The sequence below is a fragment of the Streptomyces bobili genome (assembly GCF_002154575.1).
GTDB lineage: Bacteria > Actinomycetota > Actinomycetes > Streptomycetales > Streptomycetaceae > Streptomyces > Streptomyces bobili.
In genome coordinates, this window is sequence record NZ_MUBA01000208.1 from 1 (window position 1) to 18095 (window position 18095).

The 18095-nt window shown below is 71.9% G+C and carries 10 protein-coding genes; 4 read left to right on the top strand and 6 right to left on the bottom strand.

The window, feature by feature from the left end; all coding sequences use genetic code 11:
- Window positions 1–210 precede the first annotated feature (210 nt).
- From BZL64_RS17635 to BZL64_RS17650, 4 genes are all read left to right on the top strand, one after another.
- A complete protein-coding gene (locus tag BZL64_RS17635) occupies window positions 211–915 on the top strand; it encodes a GntR family transcriptional regulator (protein ID WP_086770147.1) in 705 nt (234 codons plus the stop codon).
- A 137-nt stretch (window positions 916–1052) separates the two neighbouring features.
- Window positions 1053–2579, top strand: a complete 1527-nt coding sequence (locus tag BZL64_RS17640; protein WP_086770148.1) for a hypothetical protein — start codon at window positions 1053–1055, stop codon at window positions 2577–2579.
- A 52-nt stretch (window positions 2580–2631) separates the two neighbouring features.
- Complete coding sequence (locus BZL64_RS17645) at window positions 2632–3507, top strand: hypothetical protein (RefSeq protein ID WP_086770149.1); 876 nt, start codon at window positions 2632–2634, stop codon at window positions 3505–3507.
- A gap of 64 nt (window positions 3508–3571) precedes the next feature.
- Complete coding sequence (locus BZL64_RS17650) at window positions 3572–8185, top strand: coiled-coil domain-containing protein (protein ID WP_086770150.1); 4614 nt, start codon at window positions 3572–3574, stop codon at window positions 8183–8185.
- Window positions 8186–8268: 83 nt separating this feature from the next.
- Here the strand turns inward: BZL64_RS17650 and BZL64_RS17655 are convergent, their stop codons facing one another.
- The 6 genes from BZL64_RS17655 to BZL64_RS17680 form a co-directional block, all read right to left on the bottom strand.
- On the bottom strand, window positions 8269–9828 hold the full coding sequence (locus BZL64_RS17655) for a GMC family oxidoreductase (RefSeq protein ID WP_086770151.1): 1560 nt from the start codon (window positions 9826–9828) through the stop codon (window positions 8269–8271).
- A gap of 10 nt (window positions 9829–9838) precedes the next feature.
- A complete protein-coding gene (locus BZL64_RS17660) occupies window positions 9839–11407 on the bottom strand; it encodes an APC family permease (RefSeq protein ID WP_086770152.1) in 1569 nt (522 codons plus the stop codon).
- A gap of 118 nt (window positions 11408–11525) precedes the next feature.
- A complete protein-coding gene (locus tag BZL64_RS17665) occupies window positions 11526–12992 on the bottom strand; it encodes an aldehyde dehydrogenase family protein (protein ID WP_086770153.1) in 1467 nt (488 codons plus the stop codon).
- Window positions 12973–14115: an aromatic ring-hydroxylating oxygenase subunit alpha gene (locus BZL64_RS17670; protein WP_208639463.1), complete on the bottom strand. Its 1143-nt coding sequence runs from the start codon at window positions 14113–14115 to the stop codon at window positions 12973–12975. The genes BZL64_RS17665 and BZL64_RS17670 overlap by 20 nt, the downstream gene beginning before the upstream one ends.
- A 117-nt stretch (window positions 14116–14232) precedes the next feature.
- Window positions 14233–15387, bottom strand: a complete 1155-nt coding sequence (gene solA / locus BZL64_RS17675; RefSeq protein WP_086770155.1) for an N-methyl-L-tryptophan oxidase — start codon at window positions 15385–15387, stop codon at window positions 14233–14235.
- Window positions 15388–15467: 80 nt separating this feature from the next.
- On the bottom strand, window positions 15468–17945 hold the full coding sequence (locus BZL64_RS17680) for a GcvT family protein (protein ID WP_086770156.1): 2478 nt from the start codon (window positions 17943–17945) through the stop codon (window positions 15468–15470).
- Window positions 17946–18095: the final 150 nt, after the last annotated feature.

Below are 18095 nucleotides of genomic sequence, written 5' to 3' on the forward strand. Positions count from 1 at the left end.
GGGGGCCTGTGGAGGAGGGGTCGTGCTCATGGGCACCTCGCAGGGGGGATGACGGAGGGTGCTGGGACTGAGCCGTGCCGTGCCGTGCGGTGCTGTGCCGGGCGGGAGCGGTGCTGAGTGGAGCAAGGTATCCAGCAAGGTAGAGGATCGTTGAACGATCCCTCAATACCCCTGTTGTTTCGTTCTCGTGTCTGCGGTTGAATTCCGGGCATGGCAGAGCAGCTGGCGGGACTGGCCGACGACCGCGCCCTCCTGGGCCGCACCAGCACGGCGGAACGCGTCGCGGACATCCTCAGAAGCCGAATCGCGGACGGCTATTTCCCGCCGGGGACCCGGCTGTCGGAGGACAGCATCGGCGGTGCGCTCGGCGTCTCCCGCAACACGCTGCGCGAGGCGTTCCGGCTGCTCACCCACGAGCGCCTGCTGGTCCACGAGCTGAACCGGGGCGTGTTCGTCAGGGTCCTGACCGTGGAGGACGTCGAGGACATCTACCGCACGCGCACCCTCGTCGAGTGCGCCGTCGTACGAGGACTGGGAAAGCCGCCGTACACGCTCAGCAACCTCGCCGAGGCCGTGGAGGAGGGACAGCGGGCGGCACGCGAAAGTGACTGGAAATCGCTGGGTACGGCCAATATCCACTTCCACCGGGCACTGGTCGCCCTCGCGGGCAGCGAGCGCACCGACGAACTGATGCGCAGCGTCTTCGCCGAACTGCGCCTCGCCTTCCACGTCGTCGACGACCCGCGCCGCCTGCACGAGCCCTACCTCGCCCGCAACCGGCAGATTCTCCGGGCGCTCGAGGCCGGCGACGGAGCGGAGGCGGAGAAGCTGCTCGGCGTGTACCTGGGCGACTCACGGGAACGGATCGTCGAGGTGTACCGGCGGCGGGTGGGCGACGATCCCAGCGACGGCTGAGGTTCTCCGCCGCGGGTCCGCTCGAGGCGCCACGGCCGAGGTTCCCTGGCCGCCCGCCAGTGTCTCGCACCGCTGTGACGTGGGTCGCTTCTGCGTCGTTTGGGCCGATGTCAGACCGAGGACCTAGTCTGTGCACCGTGACTTCGCCTGCATCGACGGACCGTGTTCCGCCCCAGCTCAGCGCGGGGCCGCGCCCCGCACAGGGCCCGGCCGCCGACGAGGGACTGGCGCGGCGGCTGCGCGCGCTCGCCTGCACCGCGCCGATCCACGACCTCGACGCACGCAAGGCCAACCTCGCCGGCGAGTACTCGGTCTACGGCATGGCGGAGATCGCCCTCGCCGCGATCGACCTGGTCACCCTGAACATGGACTTCGACACCGGCGCCGACCACGACCAGATAGTGGCCCGCCTGATCCCGCGCATCGCCGCGCAGGCCCCAGGGCGGCAGGCCGAGGAGCACGAGCGCGTCGCCCGCTGGGTCGTGGAGAACCTGATCAACGTCGGCAGCGTCGACCGCGGATTCCGCGCCGTCTACGGCACCTTCGCCCCGGACGGCACGTACGTCCGCCGCGACTACGACTTCAAGCTGATCGAGGAGGTCCCCGGGTACGGCGGCACGGTCTACCTCCGTACGACGGACGAGGCGGTCAACGTCCTCGTGGGCGCCCTCGACACCGACGTCACCAGCGCGCAGATCGCCGCCGAGGTCAAACTCGAGGTCCTCATCCACCGGGGCCGCCTGGCCGACGCCCAACTCGCCGCCGAACAGGCCCGCTACCGGACCGTGCAGTACTCGGAGACCCTGCGCAGGGCCCTGGAGGCGACCCGCCGCAACGTCCGCGCGGTGGACTGGCTCAACGCCGTGCCCGACATGATCGCCGAGGCCCTCGACCACGTCGCCGACCGCTACCGCCACGAGAACGCGATCCTCACCAACATCCGCAAGGCCCGCGACGAGATCGAGGACGCGGAGAACAAACGGCGGGCCGCCGAACTCGTCGACATCGTCAAGGACTGCATCCGCCGGCACACCCAGCTGCAGTCCCGGCTGCTGGAGGCCGGACCGCTGTTCCGCGCCGAGCAGGACCGACAGGCCTTCGCCACCCCCATGACCTCGTCGGGGACGGACCTCTACGGCCATCTCGTCGTGCCCGTACTGCCGTTGCCGCTGGAACAGGCGGTCCTGGTCACCGACGCCTACTTCGCGCGCGGGACCGGACTGCGCACACCGGTGTCCGTGCGCGTGGGTGACCTGGTCGACCTGCTGCTGACGCCGCCGGTGGAGCGGGAGAACCTCGGCGCGGAGATGCCCGAGCCCGACCTCATCGCGACGCCCGACGACAGCCGCTTCAGCGAGGAGCAGCTGGCCGCCGCGAAAGAACTGCTGGACCTGCCCGCGGACGCGCCCCGTCGGCTGTCGGGGCTCCTGGCGGAAGCGCGCAGGCGAGACCCCGAACTGCCGTATCTGGTGGCCCTGCTGGCCGTGCACGCGGCCAGTCCCGCGGTCGGCACCGCGTATCGGCAGGGCGAGCAGAAACTGCTGTTCGCCGTCGACGACGGGACCGAACTGGACGATCCGGAGTTCGGCGGAGCCGACCTGATAGTGGGCATGGCGCTGCTGGACGCGGCGGGGATGGCCGCGGACCGGACGGAAGCAGCATGAACCGGAACCGGAATCCCCAGCACGAGCACCCCCGCAGCAAGGAGCCGACACCGTGACCGAGTACGTCGACCGGAGTGAGCCCGAGGCCGTCGCGCCGGCCTCCGCCGCCGTCACCCCCGCCGACGCCGCCGACGCGGCGCGACTCGTCGCTTTCGGCCTCCAGCCCAGACTTCAGCCCGCGCGCGACCAGGAGTACGCGGACCTGCTGCGGCGTTACCGCGAGGACCCGCCGTTCGCGCGGCTCGCGGACGCCGTGGCCACCGGGCTGGGCCTGATCGTGCTGGAGGTGTCCCCGCGCGCGGGGATGGCCGTCACCGCCGCGGAGGACTCGGTGTTCGCCGTCCGCATGGGCGACTACGCGCGTCGTACGTCCGCGGACTCCGGAGACCGGTTCCTGCACGGCCTCGCACACCTCGCCGTCGCCGCGATGGCCTTCCCCCGGCCCGAGGACCTGGCCGACGACGGCTACATCGGCCGGGTCAGCGTCAACGGCGTGGACGCCTTCGTGCGCCAGGCCTGCCGCCGTCTGGAGGAACGGGCGGAGGAGCAGGGCGAGAACACAGACCCCGCGACCGACGCACCGGGTCTGGAGGCCGCCTGGCGGATCTGGGTCAGACGCAGCGCCGCCGGCGCCACCAAGGACGCCCGCCGGCTCGCCGGCTCGACGACCGGCATTGTCGGCAAGGCCGTCGCCTTCCTCACCGAATCCGGCTTCCTCCAGCGCACCGGCGACGACAACGGCGGCACCTACCGGACCACCGCCCGCTACCAGCTGCAGGTCCGGGACATGGCGGCGAGCGCGGCCATGGCCGAGCTGCTGGAACTGGGCATCGTCCCGGTCACCGACGGCACACCGACGCTGCTGCCCCCCGAGGAGTCCGACGACCTGGAGCTGGTCGCCGGCGCGGGCCTGCCGTTCCACTCCTGAGGCCTCAGCAGTTCCCGTAGCACCGAACCACCGCACCCTTCCCGAAGACTTACGAGAGTCCGCCATGTACGAGCTGTCCCGGGTCCGCCTCTACTCGATCGGGCCTGCCGGTGCGCGCTACGCCGACACCGTGCTTGACCTGCGGGGTGTGGGTGAGGTCGTGCCCGATCCCGCCCCCGCGCAGGCGGAGTTCTTCGAGGACGAGCCCGTCGGCCCGCCACGCCGGCCCGCGCCCGCCGGCGTGCTCTTCCTGGAGAACGGCGGCGGCAAGTCCGTCCTGCTCAAGCTGATCTTCTCGGTGATGCTTCCGGGCCACCGCAACACCCTCGGCGGCGCCAGCTCCGGCGTCCTGCGCAAGTTCCTGCTCGCCGACGACTGCGGCCATGTCGCGCTGGAGTGGCAGCACGTACTGACCGGCGAGTGCGTGGTCGTCGGCAAGGTCAGCGAGTGGCGCGGCCGGCAGGTGTCCAACGATCCGCGGAAGTTCGCCGAGGCCTGGTACTCCTTCCGGCCCGGCCCCGGACTCTCCCTGGACAACCTCCCCGTCGCCGAGTCCACCGCCGTACGGCCGTCCGCCGAGGGCCAGTCGGGCGCGCAGGGCCGACGGCGCACCATGAAAGGCTTCCGGGACGCTCTCACGGACGCCGGCAAGGCGTATCCGCACCTGGAGGTGCACTGGGAGGAGATCCACGACCGCTGGATCGAGCACCTCGGCGAGCTGGGCCTCGACCCCGAACTCTTCCGCTACCAGCGCGAGATGAACGCCGACGAGGGCGAGGCGGCCGGCCTCTTCGCGGTCAAGAAGGACTCCGACTTCACCGACCTGCTGCTGCGCGCGGTGACGGACACGCGCGACACCGACGGCCTCGCCGACCTCGTCGGCGGCTTCGGCAACAAACTGGGCCGACGCGCCGAACTGATCGCCGAACGGGACTTCACCGCCGGCTCGGTGGACCTGCTCGGGCGGATCGTCGAGGCCGCCGACACACGGGCCCGCGCGCGTGACGTCCACGCCGGAGCCGAGCGCCGCACCCGCACCCTCGCCCGCAGACTGTCCGCGCGCGGCCTGCGGGAGCGCACCCGCGCCGCCGACCTGGCCCAGCGGGTCACCGCCGCCGCCTACGCCGTCACGCACTCCGAGAGCGCCCGCGAGCGCAGCGCGCTCATCGCCGCCGAACTCGCCTTCCGGCACGCCTCGCTCGCCCTCGCAGCCGCCGAGAAGTCCGCCGCCGCGCAGAAGCGCGAACTCGCCGAGGCGCGCACCCTGCACGCCGCCTGGCAGGCCGCCGAGGTCTCCCTGCGCCAGCGCGCCGCCGCCGACCGGGTCGCCCGCGTGTCTGCCGCCATCCAGGAGGCCGAGCGGGATGCCGCCCCGGCGCTCGCCGCCCGCGCCAAGGCCGCCGTCGACCTCGTCCGGGCCCTGCACGGCGCCGCCGGGAGCGCCGAGACCCTCGCCAACGAGGAGGAGGAACGCTCCGCGGCGCTCCAGGAGGTCGGAGAGACCGCGCACCGCGACGCCACGTCCGCCGCCACCGAGGCACAGCGCGCCCGCAGCGAGGCCGGACACCTGCGCCAGCGCCTCACCGAGGTCGAGCAGGAGACCGCCGAAGCGGTACGCGCCGGCTGGCTGGACGACAGCGCGCCCGACGCCGACCCCGCGCGCGCGGCCCTCGCCGCCAGCGACGCCGAGAAGAGCGCCGTCGCCGCCTGGGACACCGCCCGCGAGGCCTCGCGCAAGGCCGCCGAGCACGCCCGCGAGGCCGCCTCCGCCGAGTCGCGCGCCGAGCTGACCGCCGCCCGCGCGGCCGACGCGGCGACGGGCGCGCGCCGGTCGTACGAGGCCGAGCGCGGGCTCGCCGAGGACCTCGCGGCCGAGGAGCGGCTGGCCGAACTGCTCGGCCTGACCGGCGCCTCGACCCCGCGGATCATCCCGCAGCCCCGCCAGGAGGACGAGGGCGACGGCACCGGACTCACCCCCGAGGACCTCGACCGCTACGCCGACGAACTGCGCGAACTCCTCGACGACACCGTCTCCTCCGCCGAGCGGCAGCTGTTCGACCTGCGGACCGCCGCCGCCGACGACTCCCGCATCCTCGGCGCGCTCGGCGACGGCGGACTGCTGCCGCCCGGCCCGGACGTGCTGGCGACCGTCGAGTACCTGGGCGAGCACGGCATCCCCGCCCTGCCCGGCTGGCGCTACCTCGCCCAGGCCGTCGACCCCGTCGACCACGCGCGGGTCCTCGCCGCCCGGCCGGAACTGGTCGACGGTGTGATCATTACCGACCCCGCCTCGCACGCACGCGCGCGTGAAGCACTCGGCGAAGCCGCCCTGCTGCCCCGGTCCGCCGTGGCCGTCGGCACCGCCGCCGCCCTCCTCGCCCCCACCCCGGCACCCGGCACCGACGCCGGCGACGTCTTCCTCGTACCGCCGAACCCGGCCATGCACGACGAACACGCCGCCGACGAGGAGCGGCAGGCGCTGCGCGCGCGGGCCGCGGAGCGGGACGAGGAGATCCGCCGGCTCGCGGCCCGCCTCGGCAAGGACCGGGAACTGTCGGCCCGGCTCTCCTCCTGGCGCACCGGCTGCCCCGCCGGGCGGCTCACCGAGCTGGCGCGGACCGCCGAGGAGGCGCGCGCGTTCGCCGAGGAGTCCGAGGCCGAGTTGGCCGAGGCCCGGACCGTGCGCGCGGAGGCCGACGAGGCAGCCGCCGAGGCCGCGCAGGCGCGCGACGAACGCCAGGAGGCCGCCCAGAAGGCCCGGCGCGCCGCCGACGCTCTCGCCGGGCTCGCCTTCCGGCTGCGCGAGCGCGCCGGCTGGCAGGTCAAGCTGCGCGAACTCGCCGACGAGGCCGCCGAGTCCGAAGCCCGCGCCCAGGCATGCCTGGAGCGCGCCCGCGCCGCCGACGAGGACCGCCGCGCCGCCCAGCGGGCCGCCGACGACTCCCGCCGCACCGCGCGTGCCCTGCGCGCCGAGCGCTCCGAGATCGCCGGCGCCCCCGACGACGTACCGGAGCCGGGACCGGGCGCGCCCAAGGCGTCCCTGCCCGCCCTGCGGGAGGCCTACCGGGCCGCCTCCCAGCTGTACGAGAAGGTCGGCGTGGGCGCCGACCTGCGGGCCGAACAGGCCCGCGCGGAGGGAGACGAGAGCGCGGCCCTGGCCGAGCTGGACCGGCTGAGCAACAAGGTCCGCACGCGCGCGGAGCAACTGCTCCAGTCACCGGACGGCTCCGACGGGCCGTCCCGGCAGGCCGCCTCGGCGCGCGCGGAGGAGCTGGTCCAGCTCCTGGAGACCCGCGTGTCCACCGCGAGCGAGCACCTCGGCCGACTGCGTGGGGAGGCCGAACGGCACGCGCCCGAGGACGGCGACGCCCACACCGAACTGCCCGCGGAGCTCCAGCCGCGCGACGCCGGGCACGCGCAGGCCCTGCTGCGCACCGCCACCGCCGAACTCGCCTCCCGCACCGAGACGTTGGCGCAGGCCAGGGAGGCGCACGCCGAGCTGCTGGACGCCCACCGCGCCGCCGAGGACGCGGCCGGCGGCTTCGACGAGATCGCCGCCATGCTCCGCGACCTGCTGCGCGAGCACACCCCCGAGGAGGAACAGGAGGCGCCGGAGCCCTACCCCGGCACCCTGGAGGAGGCCCGACGGTCCGCAGCCGAGGCCCGCCGGTCCCTGCGCGGCTGCGCCGCCGACCTCTCCGCCGCCGAGGCCGCTGTCCGCGAGGCGAGCGACATTCTCGTGCGGCACGCCAACTCCACCCGGTACGAGCAGGTGCGCACCCCCGCGCGGCAGCAGATCCGTGAACTGCCCGCCGCCGCGCTGCCCGAGCACGCCCAGAAGTGGGCGGACGCCTTCGCGCCCCGACTGCGCGTCCTGACGGACGAGTTGGCGCAGCTGGAGCGCAACCGCGACTCGATCGTGGACCGGCTGCGGGGTCTCGTGGAGTCGGCGCTCGCCACCCTGCGGTCCGCCCAGCGGCTGTCCCGGCTGCCCGAGGGACTCGGCGAGTGGTCCGGGCAGGAGTTCCTGCGCATCCGCTTCGAGGAGCCCGACCAGGCCACCCTCACCGAGCGGCTGGGCGAGGTCGTCGACGAGGCCACCCGCGCCGCCGTCAAGAAGAATTCCGACCTGCGGCGCGACGGCATGTCCCTGCTGCTGCGGGGCGTCGGCGCGGCCCTTCAGCCCAAGGGCGTCGCCGTCGAGATCCTCAAGCCGGACGCCGTGCTGCGCGCCGAGCGGGTGCCCGTCGGGCAGATGGGCGATGTCTTCTCCGGCGGCCAGCTCCTCACCGCCGCCATCGCCCTGTACTGCACGATGGCGGCCCTGCGGAGCAATGACCGGGGCCGCGACAAGCACCGGTACGCCGGCACCCTCTTCCTCGACAACCCCATCGGCCGCGCCAACGCGACCTACCTGTTGGAGCTCCAGCGCGCGGTCTCGGACGCCCTCGGCGTGCAGCTCCTCTACACCACCGGCCTGTTCGACACGACGGCACTGGCCGAGTTCCCGCTCGTCATCCGCCTGCGCAACGACGCCGACCTCCGGGCCGGCCTGAAGTACATCAGCGTGGAGGAACACCTGCGCCCGGGGCTGCCGCAGGTCTCCACCGGGGAGGCGGGGCACAGCGAGATCACGGCGACGCGGATGTACAAGCGCACGGCGCCGAGCACCCCGTAGCGGTGGCCGTGGCCGTGGCCGTGGCCGTGGCGGAGCGGGGAACCGCGAGCCGGTCCTGGCCGGTCACGCGGTTCCCCGCACTCCTAGAGCCTCCGGGCGTCCTCCTTGAGGAGATCCGCGCACTTCTCGCCGATCATCATCGTCGTGACGCAGGGATTGACGGTGACGAGGTCGGGCATCACCGACCCGTCCGCTACCCGCAGTCCGTCGACCCCCTTGACCCGCAGCCGCGCGTCGAGCGGGGCCGAAAGATCGTCGTCCGCGCCCATCTTCACGGTGCAGGACGGGTGGTAGACGGTGTTGTGGGTCTTGTGGATGTAGTCGAGCAGCTCGTCGTCGGTCCGCACGTCCGGCCCGGGGGCCAGCTCCGCGCCCGCCCAGCCGCTCAGCGCCGGCTGCGAGGCGATCCGGCGAGCCAGCCGCAACCCGTAGGTCATCACCCGCACATCGTGCTCGTGCGTGAAGTACCGCGGGTCGACCATCGGCTTGTCCCGGTAGTCCCGCGTCCGCAGCCGCACGGTCCCCCGCGACCTGGCCCTCGTCACGTTGGGCGTGAGGCAGAAGGCGTTCTCGGAGGTCGGGAAGCCGTGCCGGGCGGTGTTCATGTCGAACGGCACCGACCCGTAGTGGAACATCAGGTCCGGCCGGTCCAGGCCCGGCTCGGTGTCGTAGAAGATGCCCGCCTCCCACCACTGGGAGGAGGTGGCCGGCATCGGCTGCCGGGCCTCCCACATGATCACGCCCTCCGGATGGTCCTGGAGGTTCTCGCCGACCCCGGGTGCGTCGACGGCCACCTCGACGCCCACCTCACGCAGGTGCGCGGCCGGTCCGATGCCCGACAGCATCAGCAGCTTCGGCGAGTCGACCGACCCGCAGGAGACGATCACCTCGCGCCGGGCCCGTACCGTGCGCGTGTGGATCAGATCGGGGTCCAGGTACGTGGCGCCCACGCACCGCCGCCCGTCCAGCACGAGCTTCTTGGCGCGTACGCCCGTCCGGACCTCCAGGTTCGGCCGCTTGCCCATGACCGGGTGGAGATACGCCACCGACGACGACTGGCGGATGTTGTTCTCGTCGGAGTTGATCTGGAACCAGTTGGCTCCCCGGACCACCGTCGTACCGGAGTTGAAGGCCGTCGTGGGGATCCCGGCCTGCGCGCACGCCTCCAGGAGCGCCGTGCCGCACGGGTCCTCGCCCTTCAGCGTGCGCAGTCTGACCGGGCCCGTGCGGCCGTGGTGGTCGCCCGGAGCGTCGTTGGACTCCAGCCGCCGGTAGAGCGGGAAGAGGTCGGCCGCGCTCCAGCCCGTACAGCCCGCCGCGGCCCAGTCGTCGAGGTCCTCGGCGGGTGCCCAGAAGGCGATGCACGAGTTGTGGGACGAACAGCCGCCCAGCACCTTCGCGCGCGCGTGGCGCAGGAAGCTGTTGCCGCTGGCCTGCGGTTCTACCGGGTAGTCCCAGTCGTAGCCGGACTCCAGCAGACCCATCCAGCGGTCCAGTCTGAGGATGTCGTCGTCGCCGACGTCGCTCGGGCCCGCCTCCAGCACGCACACCGTGACGGCCGGGTCCTCGGAGAGCCGGGCCGCGACCACGTTGCCCGCGGTGCCGCCGCCGACCACGACATAGTCGAACTCGTCGATGCTCATGCCGGGCCTCCTAGTCGCCTGCCGGAGCGGGGGAAGGGGCCGTCGCGGCGGGCGCTTCCAGCCGGTGCTCGGCGAGGACCCCGGTCTTGTGCCGCTGGACGAACCAGTAGTAGGCGAAGCCGCCACCCGCGATCACGGCGACGAACAGGACGGCGCCCCACTGCAGGTACCAGTGGAAGGGCGCGGTCGCGTTGTAGACCGACGCCCGCGGCCAGATCAGGTTGATCGTCATGGCCGCGCCCCACACCACCGCGAGGATGTTGACGGGCAGTCCCCAGCGGCCGAGCGAGAACTTGCCGTCACCGGCGGGCTGCCACTTGCCGCGCAGCCGGGCCACCAGCATCGGCGCGGTCACGCCCAGGTAGGCGAGGTAGATCATGATGATGCCGATGCTGGTGACGACGGTGAAGATCTGCGGCTGGCGGATGTTGACCACCAGGATGGCCAGCGCCAGGATGCCGATGATCACGGTCGGCAGCACCGGGGTCTGGAAGCGAGGGTGGCACCGGGCCAGCCGCGAGGACGCGGGCAGGTTGTTGTCGCGGGCCATGGCGAACGCCAGCCGGATCGCCGCCGTGTGGACGGCGAGCGCGCACACCGTGACCGCGATCAGCACGCACCACAGCATCGCCTTGCCGGCCGTCGGACCGAGCACGTCCAGGACGATGAACTGCAGCCCGTCCGTCGAGAGCTTCTCGCCCTTCAGGCTGGAGACGCTCATGAGCGCCAGCAGCAGGATCAGTCCGCCCAGGACGAAGGAGGCGACGATCGCCCGGATGATCGCGCGGGGGGCGTTGCGCGAGGGGTCCAGCGACTCCTCGCCGAGCGAGGCGGCCGTGTCGAAGCCGTACATGACGTACGCCGATGCCAGCGAGGCCACCAGGAACGCGCCGAGGTACCCGGCTCCGTAACCCGTACCCGTGCTCTGGGTGTCCATGACGACCTGCGGGCCGCGCGTGATGTGGGCGGCGAACAGGACGATCAACACGACTGTGGCGATCAACTCGATGAACACGCCCGCGGTGTTGATCGTGGCCATCAACTTGACGCCGAAGGCATTGACCAGGGTCGTGAACAGGATCAACACCGCGGCCAGGATCACCGCGTTGGTCGCCACGTCGTACGTGCCGGTGCCGTCCCCCACGAACTGGAAGAACGACGAGATCTGCGGCAGGGTCAGCTGATAGGCGAGGGCCACGGCCGCGATCGACACGATCGAGGCGATCAGCATCATCCAGCCGGCCAGCCAGCCAAGATGCGGATTGCCTATCTTCTTCGACCAGTTGTAGACGGAGCCCGCCACCGGATAACGGGCCGCCAGTTCCGCGAAGCACAGGGCGACCGTGAACTGGCCGACGAAGACCATCGGCCACGACCACCAGTAGGCGGGGCCGCCGCTGCCGTAGCCGAAGTAGAACAGCTGGAAGGTGCCGGTCAGGATGGAGATGTAGCTGATGCCGGCGGCGAAGGTGTGGAAGTTGCCCAGGGTGCGCCGGAGTTCCGGTTTGTAGCCGAACTCGGCGAGTTCGGCGTCGTCCTGGCCTTGCTTGTCGGACGGTGGTTGCGCTGTCGTCGTCATGAGCGGACTCCTCGTGGGCCTGGGGGAGGGATGGGAGCGGCTCTGCGGGTGCCTCTGTAGGTGCCTCTGCGGGTGCTTGTGCGGGTGCCGGGACCGGTGGGTCGCCTGCGGGTGCTGCTCACGCGAACCAGCCCTGCGGTGCGGGGGCGGTGTTGCGCCAGACATGCTTCGTCTCGCGGTACTCGGCGAGCCCCGAGGGCCCGAGTTCGCGGCCGAAGCCGGACTGCTTGAAGCCACCCCACTCGGCTTGCGGGACATAGGGGTGGTAGTCGTTGATCCAGACGGTGCCCAGGCGCAGCCGGGCCGCCGTGCGCGCCGCCTTCGCCTCGTCGGTCGTCCATACGGCGCCGGCCAGACCGTAGATCGTGTCGTTGGCGAGCCGCACCGCCTCGTCCTCGCCGGTGAAGCGCTCGACGGTCAGTACCGGACCGAAGGACTCCTCCCGTACCACGCTCATGTCGGCCGTGCAGCCGTCCAGAACGGTCGGCGAGTAGTAGAAACCCTCGTCCAGGCCCGGTCCGGACGGCCGTTCGCCGCCGCACCGCAGGACGGCTCCTTCGGCGAGGCCCTGGGCGACGTAGGCCTCGACCTTCGCCCGGTGTGCCGCGGAGATCAGCGGCCCGGTCTGCGCCCGCTCGTCGAACGGTCCGCCGAGCCGGATCAGCGACGCCCGCCGGACGACCTCGTCGACGAACCGGTCGTGCAGCGAGTCCTCGACCAGCAGCCGCGCCCCGGCCGAGCAGACCTGCCCGGAGTGCAGGAAGACGGCGGTCAGCGCCATGTCGACGGCGGTGTCGAAGTCCGCGTCCGCGAAGACGATGTTGGGGTTCTTGCCGCCGAGTTCGAGGGCGATCTTCTTCACCGTCCCGGCCGCCGCCGCCATGAGCCGGCGCCCGGTCTGGAGGCCGCCCGTGAACGAGATCAGGTCGACGTCCGGGTGGTCGCCCAGCGGGGCACCCGCCTCCGGCCCCGCGCCGAGGACCAGATTGCCCACGCCCGGCGGCAGTCCGGCCTCGTCCAGCAGCCGCAGGAGGTGGATCGCGGTGTGCGGTGTCAGCTCGCTCGGCTTGAGGACGAAGGTGTTGCCGGCGGCGAGCGCCGGCGCCACCTTCCAGGCGGTCTGGAGCAGCGGGTAGTTCCAGGGCGTGATGAGGGCACACACACCGACGGGCTCATTGACGACGCGGCTGTCGACGTCCTCCCGGCCCGTGTCCACGACCCGGTCGGTCTCCTCCGTCACCAGCCGTCCGAAGTAGCGGAAGCAGTTCACGATGTCGTCGATGTCGTACGCGCTCTCCACCAGCCGTTTCCCCGTGTCCAGCGACTCGGCGCGGGCCAGCGCCTCCTTGTCGCGGACCAGGAGGGCGGCGACCCGCAGGAGAAGGTCCCCGCGCTCGGCCGGCGCCGTGCGCGGCCAGGGGCCGGTGTCGAAGGCGCGACGGGCCGCGACGATGGCCTCGGCCGTGTCCTTGCCGCCCGCCTCGTCCACGACCCCCACCAGGGAGCCGTCCGCGGGGCACCGGATCTCACGGGTGCGCTCGTCCAGAGCCGCCCGCCACGCGCCGTCAATGAACAGGTCGGACATCGCCGCCTCCGAGCTTCTCGACGAGCCACTCGTGGAAGATCCCGATGTGGTGCTCGTTGGGGACCAGCACACCACCCCCGCGGTAGGCCCGCGAGGACATTGCCGGCTGCGTACGTTCACACGCCTCGAAGTCCTGGACGTTCACCCGGTGGAACAGTTCCACCGACTTCGACACGTCGGCCCCGGAGTCCACCACCTCCGGCGCGTACAGCCAGTCGCACTCGACGACCGTGCGGTCCTCGGCGAGCGGGAACATGCGGTGCACGATGACGTGGTCCGGTACGAGGTTGATGAACACCGTCGGCTTGACGGTGATCGCGTAGTAGCGCCGGTCCTGGTCCTCGGCGACGGCCGGCAGTTTCGCGAACCCCTCGCTGCCGTCGACCGTGAAGCCCCGGACGTCCTCACCGAACTCGGCGCCGTGGCCCACGTAGTACTGGGCGGCGTATCCGTCGGCGAACTCCGGCAGTACTTCCGTGAGTTCCGGATGGATCGTGGCGCAGTGGTAGCACTCCATGAAGTTCTCGACGATCAGCTTCCAGTTGGCCTTGACGTCATAGGTGACGCGTTTGCCCAGGGCCAGGTGCTCAGTGCCGTAGTGCTCGATGGCGGCCGCGTCACCGAGCCGCTCGACGGCCGCGTGCATCACCGTGTCCTCGAAGGAGGGCGGCTCGTCGGCGAGGCACACCCAGGCGTAGCCGAGCCATTCGCGCAGGGCCACCTTGATCAACCCGTACGCGACCCGGTCGACGTCCGGCATCTTGATCAAGTTGGGTGCGGCGATCAACGTACCGTCAAGGTCGTACGTCCATGCGTGGTACGGACACTGCAGATTGCGGCGGACCTGGCCCGAATCCTCCGTGCACAGGCGGGCCCCGCGGTGCCGGCACACATTGAGGAAGGCGCGCAGTTCACCGGTGCGTGAACGGGTGACCAGTACGCTCTCCCGGCCGACCTGGACGGTACGGAAGGCGCCGGGTCCGGCGAGGTCGGCGCTGCGGACCGCGCAGAACCACATCGACTCGAAGAGGTGCTCCTGCTCCTGGCGGAAGATCTCCGGGTCCGTGTAGTACCGGCCGGGCAGCGTCGCGATCAGGCTGGGGGACAGAGGGGTCGTCGTCACGTGCGTGCTCCTCAGGGGGACGAGCGTGCTGCTCAGGAGGGACGGCGTGCTGCTCGGGTCGGCGGGACTGTGCCGGTCAGGGGGACGGCGTGCTGCCCGGCCGGGCGAGCGTGCCGCTCAGGCGGGCGCGGCGGTGAGGCGGGCGGGGTCGAAAAGGCCGATGGGGTGCGCGGTGGAGCCGGTCAGCGCCAGGTCGGCGAGGATCTCCCCGACGACGGGCACGAACTTGAAGCCGTGCCCCGAGAAGCCGCAGGCCACGGTCACGGCGTCGGGGTGCCCGGGATGGCGGGCGATGACGAAGTGTTCGTCCGCGGTGTTGGAGTACATGCAGGTCGCCGCCTTGAGGAAGGTTCCGGGGAGATCGGGGATGCAGCCGGCCATGTGGTCGGCCATGGCCCCGATCTCCTCCTCGTGCACGGTCCGGTCGATCGTCTCCGGGGTGGTGACCTGCCCCTTCCGGAAGAAGGCGACCTTGGCGCCGAGTTCGGGGCCGTCGATGGCGGGGAAGCCGTACACCTGGACGCCGGCCGCGTCCTCCCAGATGTAGATGGGATGGTTCTCCGGCAGGAAGGGCCGGGCGCCGCCCTTCGGCTGGAACCAGTACATGACCTGCCGTTCGACGGTGAACGCGATGCCGAGGTCGGTGAGGAGCTGCGGCGCCCAGGCTCCTGGGCAGATCACCAGGTGGGCGGCCGTGTAGGTGTCCTCGGCCGTGTGCACCCGAACGCCGTCGCGGTAGGGCTCCCAGCGCGTCATCGGCTCGTCGAAATGCAGGTCGGCGCCCTGCCGGGTGGCGAGCTGCAGGTGCGCGGCGACGGTGTTCTCCGGGCGGAGCAGCCCCGCCTTCGCCTCGTAGAGCGCCACTTCGTCGTCCTGCGGCGCGAGGGTGGGGAAGCGGCGCCGGATCTCCTTCGCGTCCAGCATCTCGTGTGGAAGGTCCCACTGCCGCGCCGAGCGCAGCGAACCCGAGACGGTCAGGGAGTCGGGGCGGCCGACCATCACCCCTCCGCCGAGGATCGCGATCTCCCGGCCGGTGGCCAGCTCCAGATCCGCGTACAGCTCGTAGGCGCGCAGCAGCAGCGGCACGTACGCCGGGTCCTCGAAGTACGACTGCCGGGTGATCCGTGAACCGCCGTGGCTGGAGCCCCGGTTGTGGACCGGGCCGAACTTCTCCAGGCCGAGGACGCGGGCGCCGCGGGCGGACAGATGGTGGGCGGCGGCGCTGCCCATGCCGCCGAGACCGATGACGACGACATCGTAGGTGGGGGACACTGCGTGCCTCCTAGGCTTCTGAGGGCGACATCCGGGGTCGGGATACGGGGTCGGGGTGCGGGCCGGGACCTGACGGCCTCTCAGCGGCGGATACGGGTCATCTTCGGGTCGAACAGCGGCTCCTCGGCGACGGTCGCGGGAACCTTCTCGCCGAAGTACTCGATGTGCACGCCCGTCCCGGCCGGGAGCACCGGCAGCCAGGCGTACGCGATGCAGCGGCCCAGCGTGTAGCCGTACGACGCGCTCGTCACGTAACCGGCGGGGGCGCCGTCGACGTGCACGGGTTCCTTGCCGAGGACCACGTGGGCCGGGTCGTCGAGGAGGAGGGGCGTGAGGCGGCGGTTCGACTCGGGGCGGTTCTCCAGCGCCTCCCGGCCGACGAAGCCGGCCTTGTCCATCCGGACCGCGAAGCCGACGCCCGCCTCGTAGGGGTCGTGCTCGTCGGTCATGTCGGTGCCCCAGGCCCGGTACCCCTTCTCCAGCCGCAGGGAGTTGAAGGCCGAGCGCCCGGCCGCGATCACCCCGAGGTCCCGGCCGGCCTCCCAGAGCGTGTCCCACAGGCGAAGCCCCAGGTCGTCGGTCGTGTACAGCTCCCAGCCGAGTTCGCCCACGTAGGACAGGCGCATCGCCGTCACCGGCACGTGGCCGATGTAGGTCTCCTTCGCGCGGAAGTACCCGAACCCCTCGTGGGAGAAGTCGTCGCGCGTCAGCGGCTGGACGAGGTCGCGGGCCAACGGGCCCCAGACGCCGACGCAGCAGGTGCCGGAGGTGATGTCCCTGATCTGTACGTCGTCCGGGGCGTGCCGGACCAGCCGGTCGAGGTCGGCGGGGGAGTTGGCCCCGATCTGGAAGCGGTCGGCGGCCAGGCGGGCCACGGTGAGGTCGGAGCGAATGCCTCCGGTCTCGTCCAGGAGGAGCGTGTAGGTCACCGCACCGGGCTTCTTGCGGAGGTTGTTGCTGGTCATACGGTCGAGGAAGGCGAGCGCGCCGGGGCCGGTGACCTCCAGTCGGCGCAGGGGCGTCATGTCGTAGAGGGCGACCTTCTCGCGGGTCGCCTTCGCCTCCGCGGCTGCCACGGGCGACCAGTAGCGGGCCGACCATGCGTCGCGCACGGGCGGCTCGCCGGGACCGAGCCCGTCGACGAGGGGCGCGTTCGCCTCGTACCAGTGCGGGCGCTCCCAGCCACCGCCCTCCAGGAAGAACGCGCCGAGCTGCTCCTGGCGGGCGTGGAAGGGGCTGACGCGCAGGGGACGCGGCTGCTCCATCGGCTGCAGCGGGTGCAGTACGTCGTACACCTCGGCGAACTGCTGCGATCCGCGCGCGCGGACGTACGCCGGCGAGCGCTGCGCCTCCTCGAAGCGGGTGAGGTCGCATTCGTGCACGTCGAGCGAGGGTCGTCCGTCGACCATCCACTCGGCGACCGCCTTGGCGACGCCGGCGGAGTGCGTCACCCAGACGGCCTCGGCCAGCCAGAAACCCCTGAGCTGCCGCGACTCACCCAGGACGGGCATGCCGTCCGGTGTGAAGGAAAAGACCCCGTTGAAGCCCTCCTCGATGTCCGCGTCGCGCAGGGCGGGGAGCAACCGGCGGCAGTCCTCCCAGCTGGGTGCCCAGTCCTCCTCCGTCAGGGGGTACGACGACGGCATGTCCATGTCCTGGGCACGCGCCTCGTCGTACGGCGGCACCGCGAACGGGTCGACGGGCAGCGGCCGGTGGGCGTAGGAGCCGATACCGATGCGGTCGGTGTGCTCCCGGAAGTACAGGTCGCGGTCCTGGAAACGCAGGATGGGCCGCGAGGCCTCCTCGGCGTGGTCACCGAGTTCCCGTAGCGCCTTCGTCTTTACGTACTGGTGTGCGAGAGGTTGCAGGGGGACGTCGATGCCGGCCATGCGTCCGATCACCGGGCCCCAGAAGCCTGCCGCGGAGACGACGTGGTCGGCGGGGAAGGTGCCCCGGTCGGTGACCACGGCCGTGACATGTCCGTCCTCCCGTTCGATTCCGGTGACCGTGTGGCGGTCCAGGAACCGGGCGCCTCGCCGCGCGGCCCGCTCCATCTGGGCGCGGGCCGCGAGGAGGGCGCGGGCCAGGCCGTCGTCCGGGGTGTGGAAGCCGCCGAGCACGATCGACTCGTCGAGCAGGGGCCAGAGTTCCTTGCAGCGGACCGTGCCGACGATCTTGCCGCGGATGCCCCAGGCGGCGGCGTAACCGGCTCGGCGGTGCAGGTCGGCGAGGCGCTCGGGCGTGGTGGCGAGCTCCAGACCGCCCACCTGGTTGAAGCACGGTACGCCGTCGATGCGCAGCGAACCGAACTTCTGGACCGTGTACTTGGCGAACTCCGAGAGCGTCCTGGAAGGGCTGGTCTGGAAGACGAGTCCGGGCGCGTGCGAGGTGGAGCCACCTGGGGCGGGCAGAGGGCCCTGTTCGAGGACGGTGACGTCGGTCCAGCCGCGGGCGGTCAGTTCGTCGGCGAGGGAACAGCCGACGATGCCGGCGCCGATGACGACGACTCGGGGGGTGGGGGAGGTGGTGCGGGGACGGTTCTCAGGCGTGCTGGACATGCCCCTCCTTGCCGGGGTGGGGTGAACGCGCTCAGGAAGTGCCGGAGGCTCGGGGCGTGCCGGTGTGGCTGAGGGGGTGCTTGGTGTCGACGTCGAGGTGTTGTCCGACGTCGATGTGAACGGTGGTGTCGGTGTCGGTGGGGAGGGAGA